We start from the raw sequence: 14,991 nt of genomic DNA, 5'->3' as shown, positions 1-14,991 counted from the left end.
GGGCCTTAAAACCCTTTTTAAATTTAAACAAACCCTGACAGGCTCCTTCTCTTTACACGTCTTTCAAAATCTTCTTCACTTATCCTTTTCACTGTTTCCCTTCCTCCGAAGCGGGATGCAAAAGTAGGGAAAATTTTTACTCCCGCAAACAATTCCGGACAAATAGTTGTTTGCACACGCTAAGTCGCTATTTTTCAGGCAGAAAAACATTAAGGCATTTTTCCACCCAGCACAATCTGGCTGAAAAACCTGTGATCCAGTACAAAAAACGGCACCACCTTTAAACCGAACGGCCCTCAGGTTAGCTGTTCAACGGAAGTTGACCGCTGAAATTTGTGATGTTATATATATACATGGGCGTATAATGGGCATCCCTCAGGTTAGTGCGGCCTCCCTAAGGTCTGGCTACGCTGATACTCCGCTCAATTCAACTAGTTGGGATGTACCGCAGTAGCACCGCACTATCTTCGAACCGACTACCTCTTAATTTTTTACCGGGGGACAACGACAACAATCTACAATAAATAAGATAGACACAGAAAGGGAGGAGCAAGTGAGTAAGAACTGAATAATACCGCATATATACCACGTATACTGGGCATCTACTCCGCCTTTTTTAACTAGCTGAAAAAGGCGGAGTAGATGCGCAGTTTATGCGCTGTATACGCGCAGTCATGTAGGTCAGTCTCCCTTGTTGCCCCCTACTTGTCTTATCCTTATTTAGGCCATAAGATTATTTCATTGGTAAATGATTTATTTTTATCTGTACAAAGCATTTTAAATGTTTGTGTTGTTTGTGACCCACTTGAGCGTAACAGCAGGATTTGAAACAGGATAGGACAAAGTTAGCAAGGAAAGGATATCAAAATTAGCAAGGAATAGGTTTGAAAGGCCGTTTGCTAAGTGTTTGGTAAATGTTCTGTAAGTGTTTGATAACTTGTTCAACCATATCCTACCCCCTGGGTGATCGCCAACTTAGTTTCGATTAGCGATTTGGTCATAACGCTTTTGGCAGAAAGATCTAAATACTGCAATCCTTTCTTCCTGACTGGCAATATGGTGACAACGAGCCCTGAGCTCGTCCATTTCAATCAGGAAGATCATATCTTCCTCATTAAAATCCGGGATTTCATCATTCGCTAATCCAAAACCCAATGCAATTTTCATAAAGAAGGCCATCGTGAAATTATCATTCAGTACTTCAAGTCCTATTTTTGCCTCCATCTCTGCTACAGAGATTTGATCCATAAAATATTCCAGATATTCTGCCGGATAACAATTGTGCGGCTCACACAGTACAATGAAATTTTTGCTGAACTTCAGCATAATGTGTTCATCTACGCAAAAGGTATCTGAAAAAGTGTGAGCATACGAACAACTATATACAAAAAGCACCAGTCATTGCCTGAATATGCGTAATTAATAACACAATTATTATAGCATCACATTATTCCAATAACATGATTTTGGTCATTTATTCAGCCTGTTTAGAATCACACCTTTGCATATATTATTTATACAATGATTATTTACAAAACTTTTCAGTTCGACTCTGCCCATTATCTGCCTAACGTACCAGCAGGACATAAATGCGGAGGAATGCATGGGCATACTTATACACTAAAAATTTATATAACAGGCGAACCGGGGACAGATACCGGCTGGATAATAGATTATACAGCAATAAAAAATCTGACTAAACCACATATAGACCTGCTCGATCATCAGGTATTGAACTCCGTTGAAGGGCTGGAAAATCCTACAGCGGAGAATCTAAGCATATGGTTCTGGGAAAGATTAAAGAAAGACATTCCCAATCTTTGCAGGATAGAATTGAATGAAACGCCTACATCGGGAGTGATCTATGAAGGATAATACCAATAAACCGATCGCCATATGGCTTTATTGTGGTGCTCTCGCGGTAATTATTCAGATCATTTTGGGTGGGATTACCCGCCTAACTGGATCTGGCCTGTCAATAACAGAGTGGCAACCGCTATTGGGAAGTCTTCCGCCTATGAATAACACAGCCTGGCAAACGAGTTTCGATAAGTATAAAGAAATTGCACAGTTCAAAGTAGTCAATGCTCATTTTACATTAGATAACTATAAAGCTATCTTTTTCTGGGAATGGTTCCACAGAAACTGGGCAAGGTTTATAGGCTTGATTTTTATCATCCCCTTCCTCATTTTTTCCATCCAGCGAAAAATAAATGGGAAATTACTCCTACAGTTAACTATACTCTTTCTATTAGGATTATTACAGGCTGTTATAGGATGGATTATGGTAAAAAGCGGTTTGAATAATACCATGACAGCCGTTAACGAGGTGAAACTGGCCATTCATTTTATTACCGCAATTATACTGCTGTGTTATATGCTTTGGATAGCATTTCAATTGAGTATCCGTACAGCAACACATCACTTTTCAGGAAAACTGAAAACCAGTTGTCTCATCAGCCTGGGCCTGATTTTACTACAACTGGTTTTCGGAGCTTTAATGGCAGGATCAAAAGCAGCGCTTGCTGCACCAACATGGCCGGACATGAACGGCTTTATTATTCCTTCACCACTTAGCTACCTGCTTTGGATACAATTAATACACCGGACACTTGCCTATCTCATCATTATTGCCGTTTTTATAACATATAAAAGAACAACGGTCTGGAAAAAAGATCACAGACTGGTTCGTATCCGGATCCTTCCACTTATACTGGTTCTATTTCAGGTTATTTTGGGCATAATGACTCTCCTGAACATACTCAACACAAATTACCGTTACTATGCTTTATTCCATCAGGGTATGGGAATAGCGCTCCTGATCGTCATCTTATTATTTACTTATAGCAGCGGAAAGCGAGATGACCGCCTAATAATTACCTGATCATTTATATTATAAATATTAATTGTTAAATTTGCAGTGTTAAACGCCGTTTGCAGCGGTATTAATTTTATGAAAAAATTCCAGACCTTACTTTACTATTGCTATAGTCCTATAGCTGATGCAGAACAATTTGCTGCAGATCACCTTAAATTTTGTAAATCACTAAATCTTGTAGGCCGTATTATTGTGGCTGATGAAGGTTTGAATGGAACAGTGTCCGGTTCGGTAGAATCGTGCCAGACCTATATGGAAGCTGTTCATGCTGATGCACGTTTCGCAAAAACTGAATTTAAAATTGATGATGTAGAAGAACCTTCTTTCATCAAGATGCATTGCCGCTATAAATCAGAGATTGTACATTCAGGACTGAAAGATACAAGTATAATCAACCCGAATGAGCGCACGGGTAAACACCTCGAGCCGGTAGAATTTCAAAAAATGATTGATCAGGAAGATGTAATTATTCTTGATGTACGCTCAAATTATGAGCATAACCTGGGCAAATTCAAAAATGCAATTACGCTTGACATTGAGAACTTCAGGGATTTCCCGGAGAAAATCAATGAACTTGCACAGTATAAAGATAAAAAAGTACTTACTTACTGTACAGGTGGTATAAAATGTGAAAAGGCTTCTGCCCTGTTGCTTCATCATGGCTTTAATGACGTTTACCAGTTACATGGAGGTATTATCAAATATGGTAAAGAAGCAGGCGGAGAAGATTTTGAAGGTAAATGTTATGTATTTGATAACCGTATAGCGGTTGATGTGAATAGCATAAATCCAAGTGTGGTTTCCAAATGTTATAATTGCGGTACGGTTACAGCCAAAATGATCAATTGCGCAAATCCGGAATGTAATGAGCACATTACTCAGTGTGATGAATGTGGCACAAAATTACAGGGATGCTGCTCTGATGCATGTATCACAAACCCTCGCCGCCGACCGTATGACGGAACCGGCTATTATGTTAAAGTTCCGCAGCCAGTAGGCATTTCAGCATAATTAATCCTATCATGGTATTCAGGACTGTGATGAATAGATTTTAACCTTGCTTAATTTTTCCTTAGTTTTGATTACCTGAATCATCTAATCCTAAGAACCATTGCCAACCAGACCAGAAAATACTGAAAATGATCTCCTGCAACGAATGATTGAAGGAGATCAGGTTGCTTTTACTGGTTTATATGAGATTTATAATCGTCGTATTTTTACTTTTATAATTAAATATGTGAGTTCAGTACCACTGGCTGAGGATCTGACCCAGGAAGTATTCATCAAAATATGGGAAAACAGGCAGAACTTAATGGGAGTAAAGTCTTTTGACGCTTATTTGTTTATCACCGCACGTAATCACACCTTAAATAATCTTAAAATCGTTTTCAGATCTGATGAAGCGATAGCTGAGATTATAGCAGGTTTTATAGCTACACGTAACCATACTGAAGAAGAACTTCTGCATAAAGAATATGTGCTGTTCCTCCGAAAAATATTAAGTAAACTTCCTGAACGCACGCGTGAAATTTTTAAACTTTGCCGTGAGCAGGAGAAATCTTATGAAGAGGTAGCAAAATCACTTAATATCTCCAGAAATGCAGTCAAAAATCACATGGTACATTCAATGAAAGTATTGAGTTCTTCCATAAAAAAAGAATTTGGTATTTCTCTTACCCTCTTTATGGTAATTATAGGCGGGTATTTAAGATAAATCCATTTAGCTAAAGTAGCAAATTACTTTTTCTTTCTTTTCCACTACCCTTCCCACCATTTTTGTTGTCTTGTAAGTATAAGCCGCAGCATATGGAAGAGGATTACCTCAAAAAACTGGTTAACCGCTATCTTGATAAAAAATCTACAGATGAAGAACTGGAGGTTTTTACATATTTAATGAAACAGGGTAAGCTGGATAAATATTTTGAAGAGGCTATGGGCAACGATATTTCCGGTTACCTTCAGACTGGCATTCCCCATAATGGAAATGAGCTTAACAAAAAGCGTAATACGCACTGGATAACACGCTGGTCTATTGCTGCTTTGATTACCTTCGGGTTGTCACTATTTGCTTATAACGCTTTACATAAGCAAACTGTAAATACAATAGCAAAATCGCCTCTGATAAAAGTTCATAATATGACTCACTCTATTACCAGGCAATTATTACCAGATGGCAGTATTGTTTGGCTTAGTCCTGAAGCACGTCTAACTTTTCCATCCAGATTCGGGAAACTCCGGCAAGTTACAATGGAGGGAGAAGCATTTTTTGAGGTAACTAAAGATGCTGAACATCCATTTATCGTGACCAGTGGGAAAGTAAAAACGAAAGTTTGGGGCACCAGTTTTCGTATCCGCTCAATTCCAGGAGAAGATTATACGAAAGTATCGGTACTAACAGGTAAGGTATCAGTAAGTATACCTTTAAAACCAAATATACATGCAACAAAGCGAGTGGACGAAACAGAAGTGATATTACATCCGGAAGAAGAAGCTAATTATCAACATACAAATCACCAGCTACTAAAAGCTGTGGTACCGCCAGCATCAGACCTGAGGATTTGGCACAAAGCAAGTCTGACTTTTGAGAATACCAAAGTGGAAGATATAGTTGCAGAGCTAAGCAAATATTACCATTTAGACGTCCAGGCGGAAGGCATCGCATTGCGTCAATATCAGCTGACAGCTGATTTCACGAACAAAAACCTTGCAGATATCCTTGTGCTGATTTGCAAATCAGTTCATGCAGAATATAGTAAAGAAAACAATAAAATCATTTTAAGAACCCTCAATCAACAACCTAAAACCAACTAACCTAAAATATCATGGAAAAATAGACACACACAAATTTAAGAAAAAGGAACAGAAGTGTTCGAACCACTCCTGTTCTTGAAGAATTATCCCCTTTTGAATAGAGCGATTGCGCCGCTCTAAAGGGAATTTATTTGTCTCATTAATCAATAAGAAACAATCTAATTTATGAATTTATTTTTACAAGACCGTATTGGCTTATTTAAAATTATGAAAGTCACATTGAGTCAATTAGCCATTGCATTAGCAATTTGCGGCGTTTCCTATGCAGGAAACAGCAAAGCTCAGGATGCGGTATTAGACCAATCCATCAATCTTTCAGTTAAAAACCGAAGTTTATCATCTGTATTGAAAAAAGTATCAGTGATTACGTCATTGAAATTTGTCTATAGTAAAGACTTTATTGATGCAGATCAACTGGTATCAATCGATGCTAAAAATCAGTCTTTAGGAAGTTTGCTTAACGTCCTGCTGACAAAGCATAATATCAATTATGAGATTATAAATGGTGATGTAGTCCTGGCAGTGAAAGCTGCAGCGCACCCTGATGCAGTAGCACAACAGATGGTTGTAAGCGGAACTGTTACCAGTAATAATGGTGAGTCGCTGCCGGGTGTGAGTATTTTTATTAAAGGCAGTACCCAAGGTACAAATACAGATGCTTCAGGAAAATTCTCCATCAGAGTTCCTGATGCTAACAGCATTCTGGTATTTGCTTATATTGGCTTTACCCGAAAAGAAGTAGCTGTAGCAGGTAAACCTGTGGTTAACGTAATTATGACAGAAGATGCTCAGCAATTGGGAGAAGTTGTAGTGACGGCACTGGGGATCAAGCGCGCAGCAAAAGAACTTGGATATTCTACACAACAGGTAAATGCAAAAGATCTTACCCAGAGCAAACCAACGAACCTGGCTGCAGGCTTGTCGGGAAAAGTGTCAGGATTACAAATTGTACAAGCTAATAATCAGATTGATGCGGGCGACCAAATTAGGATTGTGTTAAGAGGAAACAGGTCTTTTCAGGGAAATAACCAGGCATTACTTGTTCTTGATGGTGTAGTTGTACCACTTAGTTATATGAACTCTATCAATCCCAATGATGTAGAGAATGTAAACGTGCTGAAAGGTGCGAATGCCGCAGCATTGTATGGATCAGAAGCAGCAAATGGTGTTTTAATCGTAACTACAAAACGCGGTGCAAAAGACAATACCCAGATAACGTATACCAACACGACTCAGCTGAATCAACTATCTTATTTTCCAAAAATGCAGACTCAGTTTGGCGGTGGATCAGGTCAGGATGAATATGGAAATCCACTATATACGCCCTTCGAAAACCAGAATTTCGGGGATCGTTTTGATGGTACTATACGTCCACTAGGCAGAACACTTCCTGATGGCACCATACAGATGTCACCCTACTCCAATCTTGCAGATGAGAAGAAAAAATTCTTCGACACCGGACTTGACGAGCAAAATGACCTGAGTTTTAGTACAGGAAATGACAAGGGTTCTACTTATATCAATATTCAGCGTGTAAATAGCAAAGGCTATGTACCGGGTGATAAATCCAACCGCACTGCGGCAAGAATCAATGGCTCGCGTATTTTTAATAAACTGAAAGTTGATTATACATTTAATTATACACAAAAGAATGTAGATAAATCAAACTCACAGATTTATGATAATATTATAAATACACCAGCTAATATTCCTCTTACGTCATACGAGGACATCAACTCCATCTACGGAGACCTTAACAATTATTATAATGATTACGGATTAAATCCATATTTTAATTTACAGCGAACACGCAACAATGAGCGCCGGGATGACTTGCTAGGTAATCTGGCAATATCTTATGATGCTACACCCTGGTTAAATCTAACTGCGAGAGGTGGTATCACTACTTTCACAAAAAACGGCAAGAATATTACGAAAGCGATAAGCTATTCTGATTTTGCAAAGGCAAGTGGTAAAGCTATAGCCAATCCGCAAACTTCACCAGGCAGATCATCGGATTATTCAGAGTTTAACAGCCGTATGGAAGGAAACTTCCTGGCTACTTTTAAAAAGAAACTGAATGAGGATTTCAGTGCGACATTTATTGCGGGCACACAAGTAATACAAAGGTCATTACGGAAGTTATCGGCAGGAACAGATTTTCTTGTTATACCAGATTTCTACAATGTAGGTAGTCGTTCTGGTGATGCTATCGTTAATGAAGAATCTACTAAAGACAGGCAATTTGGTATTTACGGAGACCTGACAGTTGGATATAAGGATTATCTATTTCTTCATGCTTCAGGTCGTAATGACTGGGATTCGAGATTATCGCAGGAAAACCGATCATTCTTTTATCCTTCGGCAGATCTCTCTTTTATTTTTACAGATGCTTTTAAATCGCTTAAAGGTAATATACTCTCTTTTGGAAAGATCAGAGGAGGTGTAGCCAAAGTTTACGCTGTTCAGTTTAGTCCATATTCCCTTGAATCTACTTTTGATGTTGGTGCCGGTTTCCCTTATGGAAGTACCGCAGGTTACAGTGTAGGTAAGACCGTATATGATCCGAATCTAAAACCAGAGCAGACACTATCTACCGAGATTGGTATTGAGCTGGGATTTCTGAATAACAGGATTATGCTGGAATCTTCTGCCTATTGGGAAACAACAAAAGATCAGGAAATTATTAAAGGAATTAATATTTCGAGTGCAACTGGTTTTACCAATGCAATTATCAATACAGGATCAGGTAAAAACCGGGGCGTAGAGCTTTCCTTAAAAGGGTCCCCTATCATTAGCGAGAACGGTCGCGGCATTACATGGAATTTGGGTGTTAATTATTCCTACAACCAGAATAAAGCAGTTGAACTTTACCAGGGATTACCAAATCTCAGTATTGGAAACAACAATTATATCGTGAAAGACCAGCCATACCCCGTGCTGATGGGTAATGGTTATGCCCTGGATCCGGAAGGAAGAACAATTGTTGACGCGGGTACAGGGTTCCCTAAGTTAAGTCAGGTAAATATTCTTTTTGGTCAGACTACACCTAAAAACATTCTGGGTGTAAGTACAAGCGTAAATTTCCGCAACTTCACATTATCTGGTACAGGAGAATACCGCAGCGGAAGCGTAGTTTACAGTGGGGCAGGCAGTACAATGGATTTCTCCGGTATCAGCTATGGTTCGGCTACTAACGGGCGTGAAAGATTTGTGTATCCTAACTCTGTTATTGAAACTTCACCAGGCGTATATACTCCAAATACCAACATCACTACAAGAACAGGCGGAATAGACTTCTGGGCTGGTTCAACTACTCGTTTTGGGGTAATGCAGAATTATGTGACCAGTGCTGCTTTCTGGAAAGTGCGTGAACTTTCATTAGGGTATGAAGTGCCAGCTAAATTCCTTGAAGCAAATGCTAAATTCATTAAACGCGCAAATTTTGCATTAGTAGGCAGAAACCTCTTCATGTTCAGACCTAAGACAAATGTTTATACCGATCCGGAATTTAATGCAACTACGGACAACGCTCAGGGCTCTAGTGATCTTAACCAGACACCGCCAACACGTATTTATGGTTTCACAGCAACTATTACTTTATAATTATGCAGTCAAAGATGAATAACAAGATAAAATTACTTTGTATAGCAGCCTTTTTCCTTTTAGGAGCCTGCACCAAAGATTACCTGGATATTAATGAAAACCCTAATAAGCCAACAGATGTAACCCCGGGATTAGTGCTGACAAATGCACTGAATTCTACCGGCAGGTTTACAACAGGCTCAACTGATTTTTACAGATTTGCCTCCGCATGGATAGGTTATTGGAACTATAGTGGTGCGGTATCAGCCTTTGCAGAAGAACGCAGCTATCAATTCACTACCAATTATGGTCCTACAGTTACGATCTGGGATAATCTTTACCATAACCTGGAAGATTATGAATATGTACAGACCAAATCGGCCGCCACTGGCAATCAGTTCTATGTAGCTATTGCCAAAACAATGAAAGCTTATGATTACCAAAATCTGGTAGATATTTATGGGAACATCCCTTATACACAAGCATTAAAATCTACATCAGCAATCAGGCCAGCCTACGATAAAGGTCAGGATATCTATGAAGATTTAGCTAGACAGCTGGATACAGCGGCCATGCTATTTAAGGAAAGTATAGGTAAGGTTCCTTCAGCAGATGCCGCTTTTGATATCATGTATAAAGGAAATGCAGAAAAATGGGGTAAACTGGCAAATACACTGAAGTTACGCATTTTGCTGCGTCAAACACAGATGCCAGGTAGAGATGCATATATTATTGCTGAAATAGCAAAGATCACTGCAAATGGTTTAGGCTTTACAGGCATAGGTGAGGGCAGCAGTGTTAACCCTGGTTACAGCAATTCTGCTGGTAAACAAAATCCTTTCTGGGCGAGCTTTGGTTATTCTCCGGTAGGAAAGTCTGCTCCGACTGATAACCATCGTTATTATATAGCTAGTGAATACGCAATTAATTTCTATCAAAATAATAATGATCCGAGATTAGGTAAATTATACACTACAATTGATGACGGCAACGGTACTACTTATTCTGGAAGCAGGTTTGGTCCTACAGCTTCATCAGCCGACAATCCAAATGTAAAATCCGCAATTGGCTCCGGACTATTAAAAAGTGCAGAGATGGCCCAGCCATTACTGACAGATTTCGAATCATTATTTCTCCAGGCTGAAGCAGCACAGCGTGGCTTGATTGCTGGCACACCCCGTGCACTGTATGAATCAGCGGTGACACAATCATTTGTTTATCTGGGTGCCGAAGATGTTGCAAAATATCTTCAGAATGATGTGAGTAACTGGGATGCAGCTTCAAATAAAATCATATTGATTATGACACAGAAATGGGCAGCAATGAATGGCGTGAATGATATGGAATCATGGGCAGATTTTCGCAGGTTGAATATACCGTCCGACATTCCTGTTTCAGACAATCCGGCCGCTACAACACGCATTATACCTGTACGCTTACTTTATCCGCAAAGCGAATACAATTACAATCCGGATAATGTGCTGGGCCAGGGAACAATCAGTCAGTTCACTTCAAAAATATTCTGGGATACAGATAATACGAATTAGACAGATAAATTAATTGAGTTCAGTCAAAACATAATTTAAAAAAAATGAAACGAAGATCAATATATTCAATAATCATAGCAACAGTATTTATGAGCAGTCTAAATTCTTGTCTGAAAGATACCAGTCAGCCAGATTTCACTCAGAATAAACCTATAATAGAATTACCCATAGGGTCTTCCGCTGGTAATGGGGGTGGAAATTCTATTGCAGCAGCATTCACTATTGATGAAGTACCTTCAGAATACTTTATTTATGTGAATTACGCAGCGCCAGAAGCTAACGACAGAGACGTAGTAGTGACATTAGCGGTTGATGGGGCTGCTTTAGATAAGTTTAATCAGGTTAATGAAAAATCATATACTTTAATACCGGAAAGTTCTTATACGTTCAGTTCAAATAAAGTGATTATTCCGGCAGGCCAGCGTAAGGTGAAGTTTCCGGTTAAGATCAATACGATCAGTTTGGATCCGACTAAAACTTATGCGCTTCCAATTTCAATTACTGACGGCGGTGGCTTCACTGTAAGCGGGAATTTTGGAACACTTGTGTCTGTGATTTCTTTGAAGAACAAATGGGATGGGGTGTATACAGTATCTGGAACTATGCTGGATCAGGTGAATCCTTTATTGACAGGAGATTACCCAAGAACATTCCATCTGGTAACCCAGGGACCTAATACAGTAGCCATTTACGATGCCGACAATAAATCTTTTGCGCATGGTATTTTAAACGACGGTGGTAAAACGGTGTACGGATCCTTCAGTCCTGTCTTTACAATAGATAACGAAACTAATAGTGTTACTAGTGCTGTTAATTATTACGGGCAGCCAGCTGAGAATACAAGAGCTGCAAGAATTGATGTTACAGGTGAAAACAAATTCACTATGTCCGCAGACGGAAAAGTGCCGGTAACATTTAAGGTGAAATACATTATGATCCAGAATGGCACCGACAGAACATTTTTCAATGAAACCTGGACTTATAAAGAAGCCAGAAAATAATTTGATTGAGAAAAATTTGTGCTGAATAATTCAATTTCAACACAAAAAAGCAACAGGTATTCGAATGTTATAATTATTGGCTAATTTGCGCCTTAATTATAACATTCGAGTACCTGTTGTTTTAAATGAGAACCTGTCACACTATTTTTTCTTTCCTTTTTATAAGCTTTATTTTCATCAGTACAGCGCTCAGGGCGGATGATATAAAAAGCATCGGCACCCCTTATATTCAGAATTACCCTAAATCAGTTTACCTCTCAGGAAACCAGAACTGGGCAATTACGAGAGATAATAAGGGCATCATGTATTTTGGAAACGCGCAGGGATTATTAACCTTTGACGGAAAATACTGGCAACAATACAGTATGCCAGACAGACAAATTGTCCGCGCTGTAGCTGCTGGCAATAATGGAAAAATTTATACAGGTGGTTTTGGTGAATTCGGTTACTGGTCTACCCGCAATAAACACCTTTCTTATACATCACTGATTAGTTTGATCCCTAAAGGACAACGGATGACAGATGAGATCTGGAAAATACATGTTGATGGTAAAAGAGTAATTTTTCAATCTTTCACTACCATCTATATTTTTCAGGATAGCAAAATTACAGTAGTAAAACCACAGGGTTCATTGCTCTTTCTGAATCATGCCGGCAATCGTTTTTTAGTAGAAGTACTAGGGAAAGGACTTTACGAATTGAAAGGCAGTCAGCTGGTCGCATTACTACACACAACCCCCTTAAATCCGGCAAACATTTTAACGGTTTTGCCTTATAAAAATGGCAGTCTGCTTATCGGAACAAGTAAAGACGGTTTATTTATTTATGATGGCCAGAATTACAAACCTTTTAATACCGCGGCCAATGCTTTTTTAAAGACCTTCCAGCTGAACAATGGAAGCCGGATTAGTGAAAAATACTATGCCTTTGGTACAATTCTGAATGGTGTAATTATTATTGATCAGAACGGAAACATCGTTCAGCAGATTAATAAATCCAGCGGAATGCAGAATAACACTGTATTGAGCTTATTTACGGATCAAGACCAAAATTTATGGGCAGGGCTGGATAATGGAATTGACAGGATAGAACTGAATTCTCCTTTATACTTCTACCTGGATAAAGAAGGTCAGTTTGGGACAGTATACTCAAGTAGAATTTATAAAAACACGATTTATCTGGGGACGAATCAGGGCTTGTTTTACAGTCCCTGGAATCAGGGAAACGGCAGTCACTTCAATACTTTTAATTTCAAACTGATTCCGGGTTCTCAGGGCCAGGTATGGGACTTAAATTTGATTGACGACCAGCTGCTTTGTGGCCATAATGAGGGTACGTTCAGGGTTACAGGCAATCAGATAGAAAAAGTATCTGATATTAGTGGGGGCTGGACGATCAAAAAGCTGAACAGCAATCCGGATTACCTGATCCAGGGAACGTATAATGGCCTGGTCCTGTATAAAAAAGATAAGTCTGGATACTGGAGATATTATAGTAAGATAGCTAATTTTAACCAGCCTGCGCGTTATGTAGAACAGGATGCAAAGGGAGATATCTGGGTAAGTCACCCCTATAAAGGTTTATACAGACTAACACTAAGTGCTGATTTCACCAAAGTAATTAAAACCAGTTATTTTGACGACAAGAATGGCCTTAAGGATAATTACAATATCAATATCTTTATGCTGGAGAATAAGCTGTTATTCTCTTCTAAAGCGGGATTTCAGATCTATGATGAGATCAGTAATCGTTTCACCTTATATAATGAGCTGAATAAAGGTCTTGGATACTATGCTGCTTCCAATAAAATTATCAATGCAGGAATAAAAAAATACTGGTTCATTAACCACGGTAAGATGGGATTGGTTAGCCTCCTGGAACCGGGAAAAATCAGCATAGACTCCAACCGCTTCAGTGTTTTAGATGGACGGATGGTACAGTACTATGAAAATATCAGTAAAATCAGTGACCAGATGTACCTCATTAGCGTAGATGACGGATTTGTAATCTACAATGGATCAAATACTGATGAGATTAAACAAAAGATAAAATTACCACAAGTCCTGATCCGCAAGATAGAGGATGTGACAGATACCTACCGGATCATTACAGAAAACGGTAACAGTGATACTGAAATTGAGATCCCTTTCAGCAGAAACAATATCAGGATATCTTTTGCCCTTCCCTATTACAGACAATCTAAAGTTAAATTTCAGTATTACCTGGAAGGATACTCTAAACAATGGTCTGACTGGAGCACTGCAACGCAAAAAGACTTCACCAACCTTTCCAGCGGAAATTATCGCTTCTTAGTCAGGGCTAAAATTGATGAGGAATCAGTTACACCATCCGCCGTATTTGAATTTACGGTTCTTCCTCCCTTCTATGCAAGTAAATGGGCTATTGCAATCTACCTGATCTTGTTTGTTTATGTTGCACTACAAGGCAAAAAAATATATGAGCGTAAATTGCAGAAAGACCAGCAAAAGATAAAATCAAAACTGGAAATTGAGCAGGAGGCCTATCTCAAAAAAGAAGCAGAAGCCAATGAAAAACAGATCATCAAATTGCAAACGGAGAAACTGCAGGCGGAATTGAAAAGCAAAAATCGTGAACTTGCCAGTTCGGCAATGAGTTTAGTTTATAAAAATGAATTGCTGCAGAAACTAAGTGAGGAGATGACAAAACTAAAAGATGGCACCGGTAAGAAACTGGAAGATGTTCAGCTCAGGAAAATACAAAAGGTAATTGACGAAGGGATGAATGATGAGCGCGACTGGAGTTTATTTGAGACCAGTTTCAACGAAGCGCATGGTAGTTTCTTCAAAAAACTAAAGACAAACCATCCGGATCTGGTTCCAAATGACCTTAAATTATGTGCCTATCTGCATATGAATATGAGCAGTAAAGAGATGGCCTCCCTGCTTAATATCTCCTTAAGAGGGGTTGAAATCAGGCGTTACAGATTGCGTAAAAAGCTGAACATACCACACGACAAGAACCTTGCAGAGTTCTTTATGGAGCTTTAGGACTACATCATTACTACACAAGCCTCTAAATACACCACACAATTACCAAAATATATTAATTCCTTAAGCCCCCTAATTTTATCACTCTAATTAGTCAGCAAGGCCGATTTTACATTTATAAAAACTTATTGTATTTAATA

10 protein-coding genes are annotated in these 14,991 nt (G+C 38.9%); 9 read left to right on the top strand and 1 reads right to left on the bottom strand.

The genetic code is table 11. The features are described 5' to 3' along the window. Positions 1 to 975: 975 nt before the first annotated feature. Positions 976 to 1,248: a hypothetical protein gene (locus tag OQX62_RS18475; RefSeq protein ID WP_265833094.1), complete on the bottom strand. Its 273-nt coding sequence runs from the start codon at positions 1,246 to 1,248 to the stop codon at positions 976 to 978. 273 nt (positions 1,249 to 1,521) lie between these two features. Between OQX62_RS18475 and queD the strand changes: the two genes are divergently transcribed. From queD to OQX62_RS18430, 9 genes are all read left to right on the top strand, one after another. Then, a complete protein-coding gene (gene queD / locus OQX62_RS18470) occupies positions 1,522 to 1,875 on the top strand; it encodes a 6-carboxytetrahydropterin synthase QueD (protein ID WP_265833093.1) in 354 nt (117 codons plus the stop codon). Next, positions 1,865 to 2,884: a COX15/CtaA family protein gene (locus tag OQX62_RS18465; RefSeq protein ID WP_265833092.1), complete on the top strand. Its 1,020-nt coding sequence runs from the start codon at positions 1,865 to 1,867 to the stop codon at positions 2,882 to 2,884. The genes queD and OQX62_RS18465 overlap by 11 nt, the downstream gene beginning before the upstream one ends. A 69-nt stretch (positions 2,885 to 2,953) precedes the next feature. Further along, positions 2,954 to 3,889 (top strand): rhodanese-related sulfurtransferase, encoded by a 936-nt coding sequence (locus OQX62_RS18460; protein ID WP_265833091.1) that lies wholly within the window; start codon positions 2,954 to 2,956, stop codon positions 3,887 to 3,889. A 100-nt stretch (positions 3,890 to 3,989) separates the two neighbouring features. Further along, a complete protein-coding gene (locus OQX62_RS18455; RefSeq protein ID WP_265833090.1) occupies positions 3,990 to 4,592 on the top strand; it encodes an RNA polymerase sigma factor in 603 nt (200 codons plus the stop codon). Positions 4,593 to 4,684: 92 nt separating this feature from the next. Continuing rightward, entirely contained in the window at positions 4,685 to 5,689 is a 1,005-nt protein-coding gene (locus tag OQX62_RS18450; protein WP_265833089.1) for a FecR family protein, read from the top strand. Positions 5,690 to 5,896: 207 nt separating this feature from the next. Further along, the gene (locus tag OQX62_RS18445) at positions 5,897 to 9,295 is read left to right on the top strand and encodes a SusC/RagA family TonB-linked outer membrane protein (RefSeq protein WP_265833088.1); all 3,399 of its coding nucleotides are present in this window, start codon (positions 5,897 to 5,899) and stop codon (positions 9,293 to 9,295) included. Between the two features lie 14 nt (positions 9,296 to 9,309). Continuing rightward, positions 9,310 to 10,821: a SusD/RagB family nutrient-binding outer membrane lipoprotein gene (locus OQX62_RS18440; protein WP_265833087.1), complete on the top strand. Its 1,512-nt coding sequence runs from the start codon at positions 9,310 to 9,312 to the stop codon at positions 10,819 to 10,821. Positions 10,822 to 10,910: 89 nt separating this feature from the next. Beyond that, positions 10,911 to 11,822 carry a DUF1735 domain-containing protein gene (locus OQX62_RS18435; RefSeq protein ID WP_265833086.1) on the top strand — a complete coding sequence of 304 codons (912 nt, stop codon included), beginning with the start codon at positions 10,911 to 10,913 and terminating at the stop codon, positions 11,820 to 11,822. Between the two features lie 125 nt (positions 11,823 to 11,947). Further along, positions 11,948 to 14,851 (top strand): triple tyrosine motif-containing protein, encoded by a 2,904-nt coding sequence (locus OQX62_RS18430; protein WP_265833085.1) that lies wholly within the window; start codon positions 11,948 to 11,950, stop codon positions 14,849 to 14,851. Positions 14,852 to 14,991: the final 140 nt, after the last annotated feature.

This window comes from Pedobacter sp. MR2016-24, from assembly GCF_026239655.1.
Taxonomy (GTDB): domain Bacteria; phylum Bacteroidota; class Bacteroidia; order Sphingobacteriales; family Sphingobacteriaceae; genus Pedobacter.
This window is presented reverse-complemented; position numbering and strand designations above follow the sequence as displayed.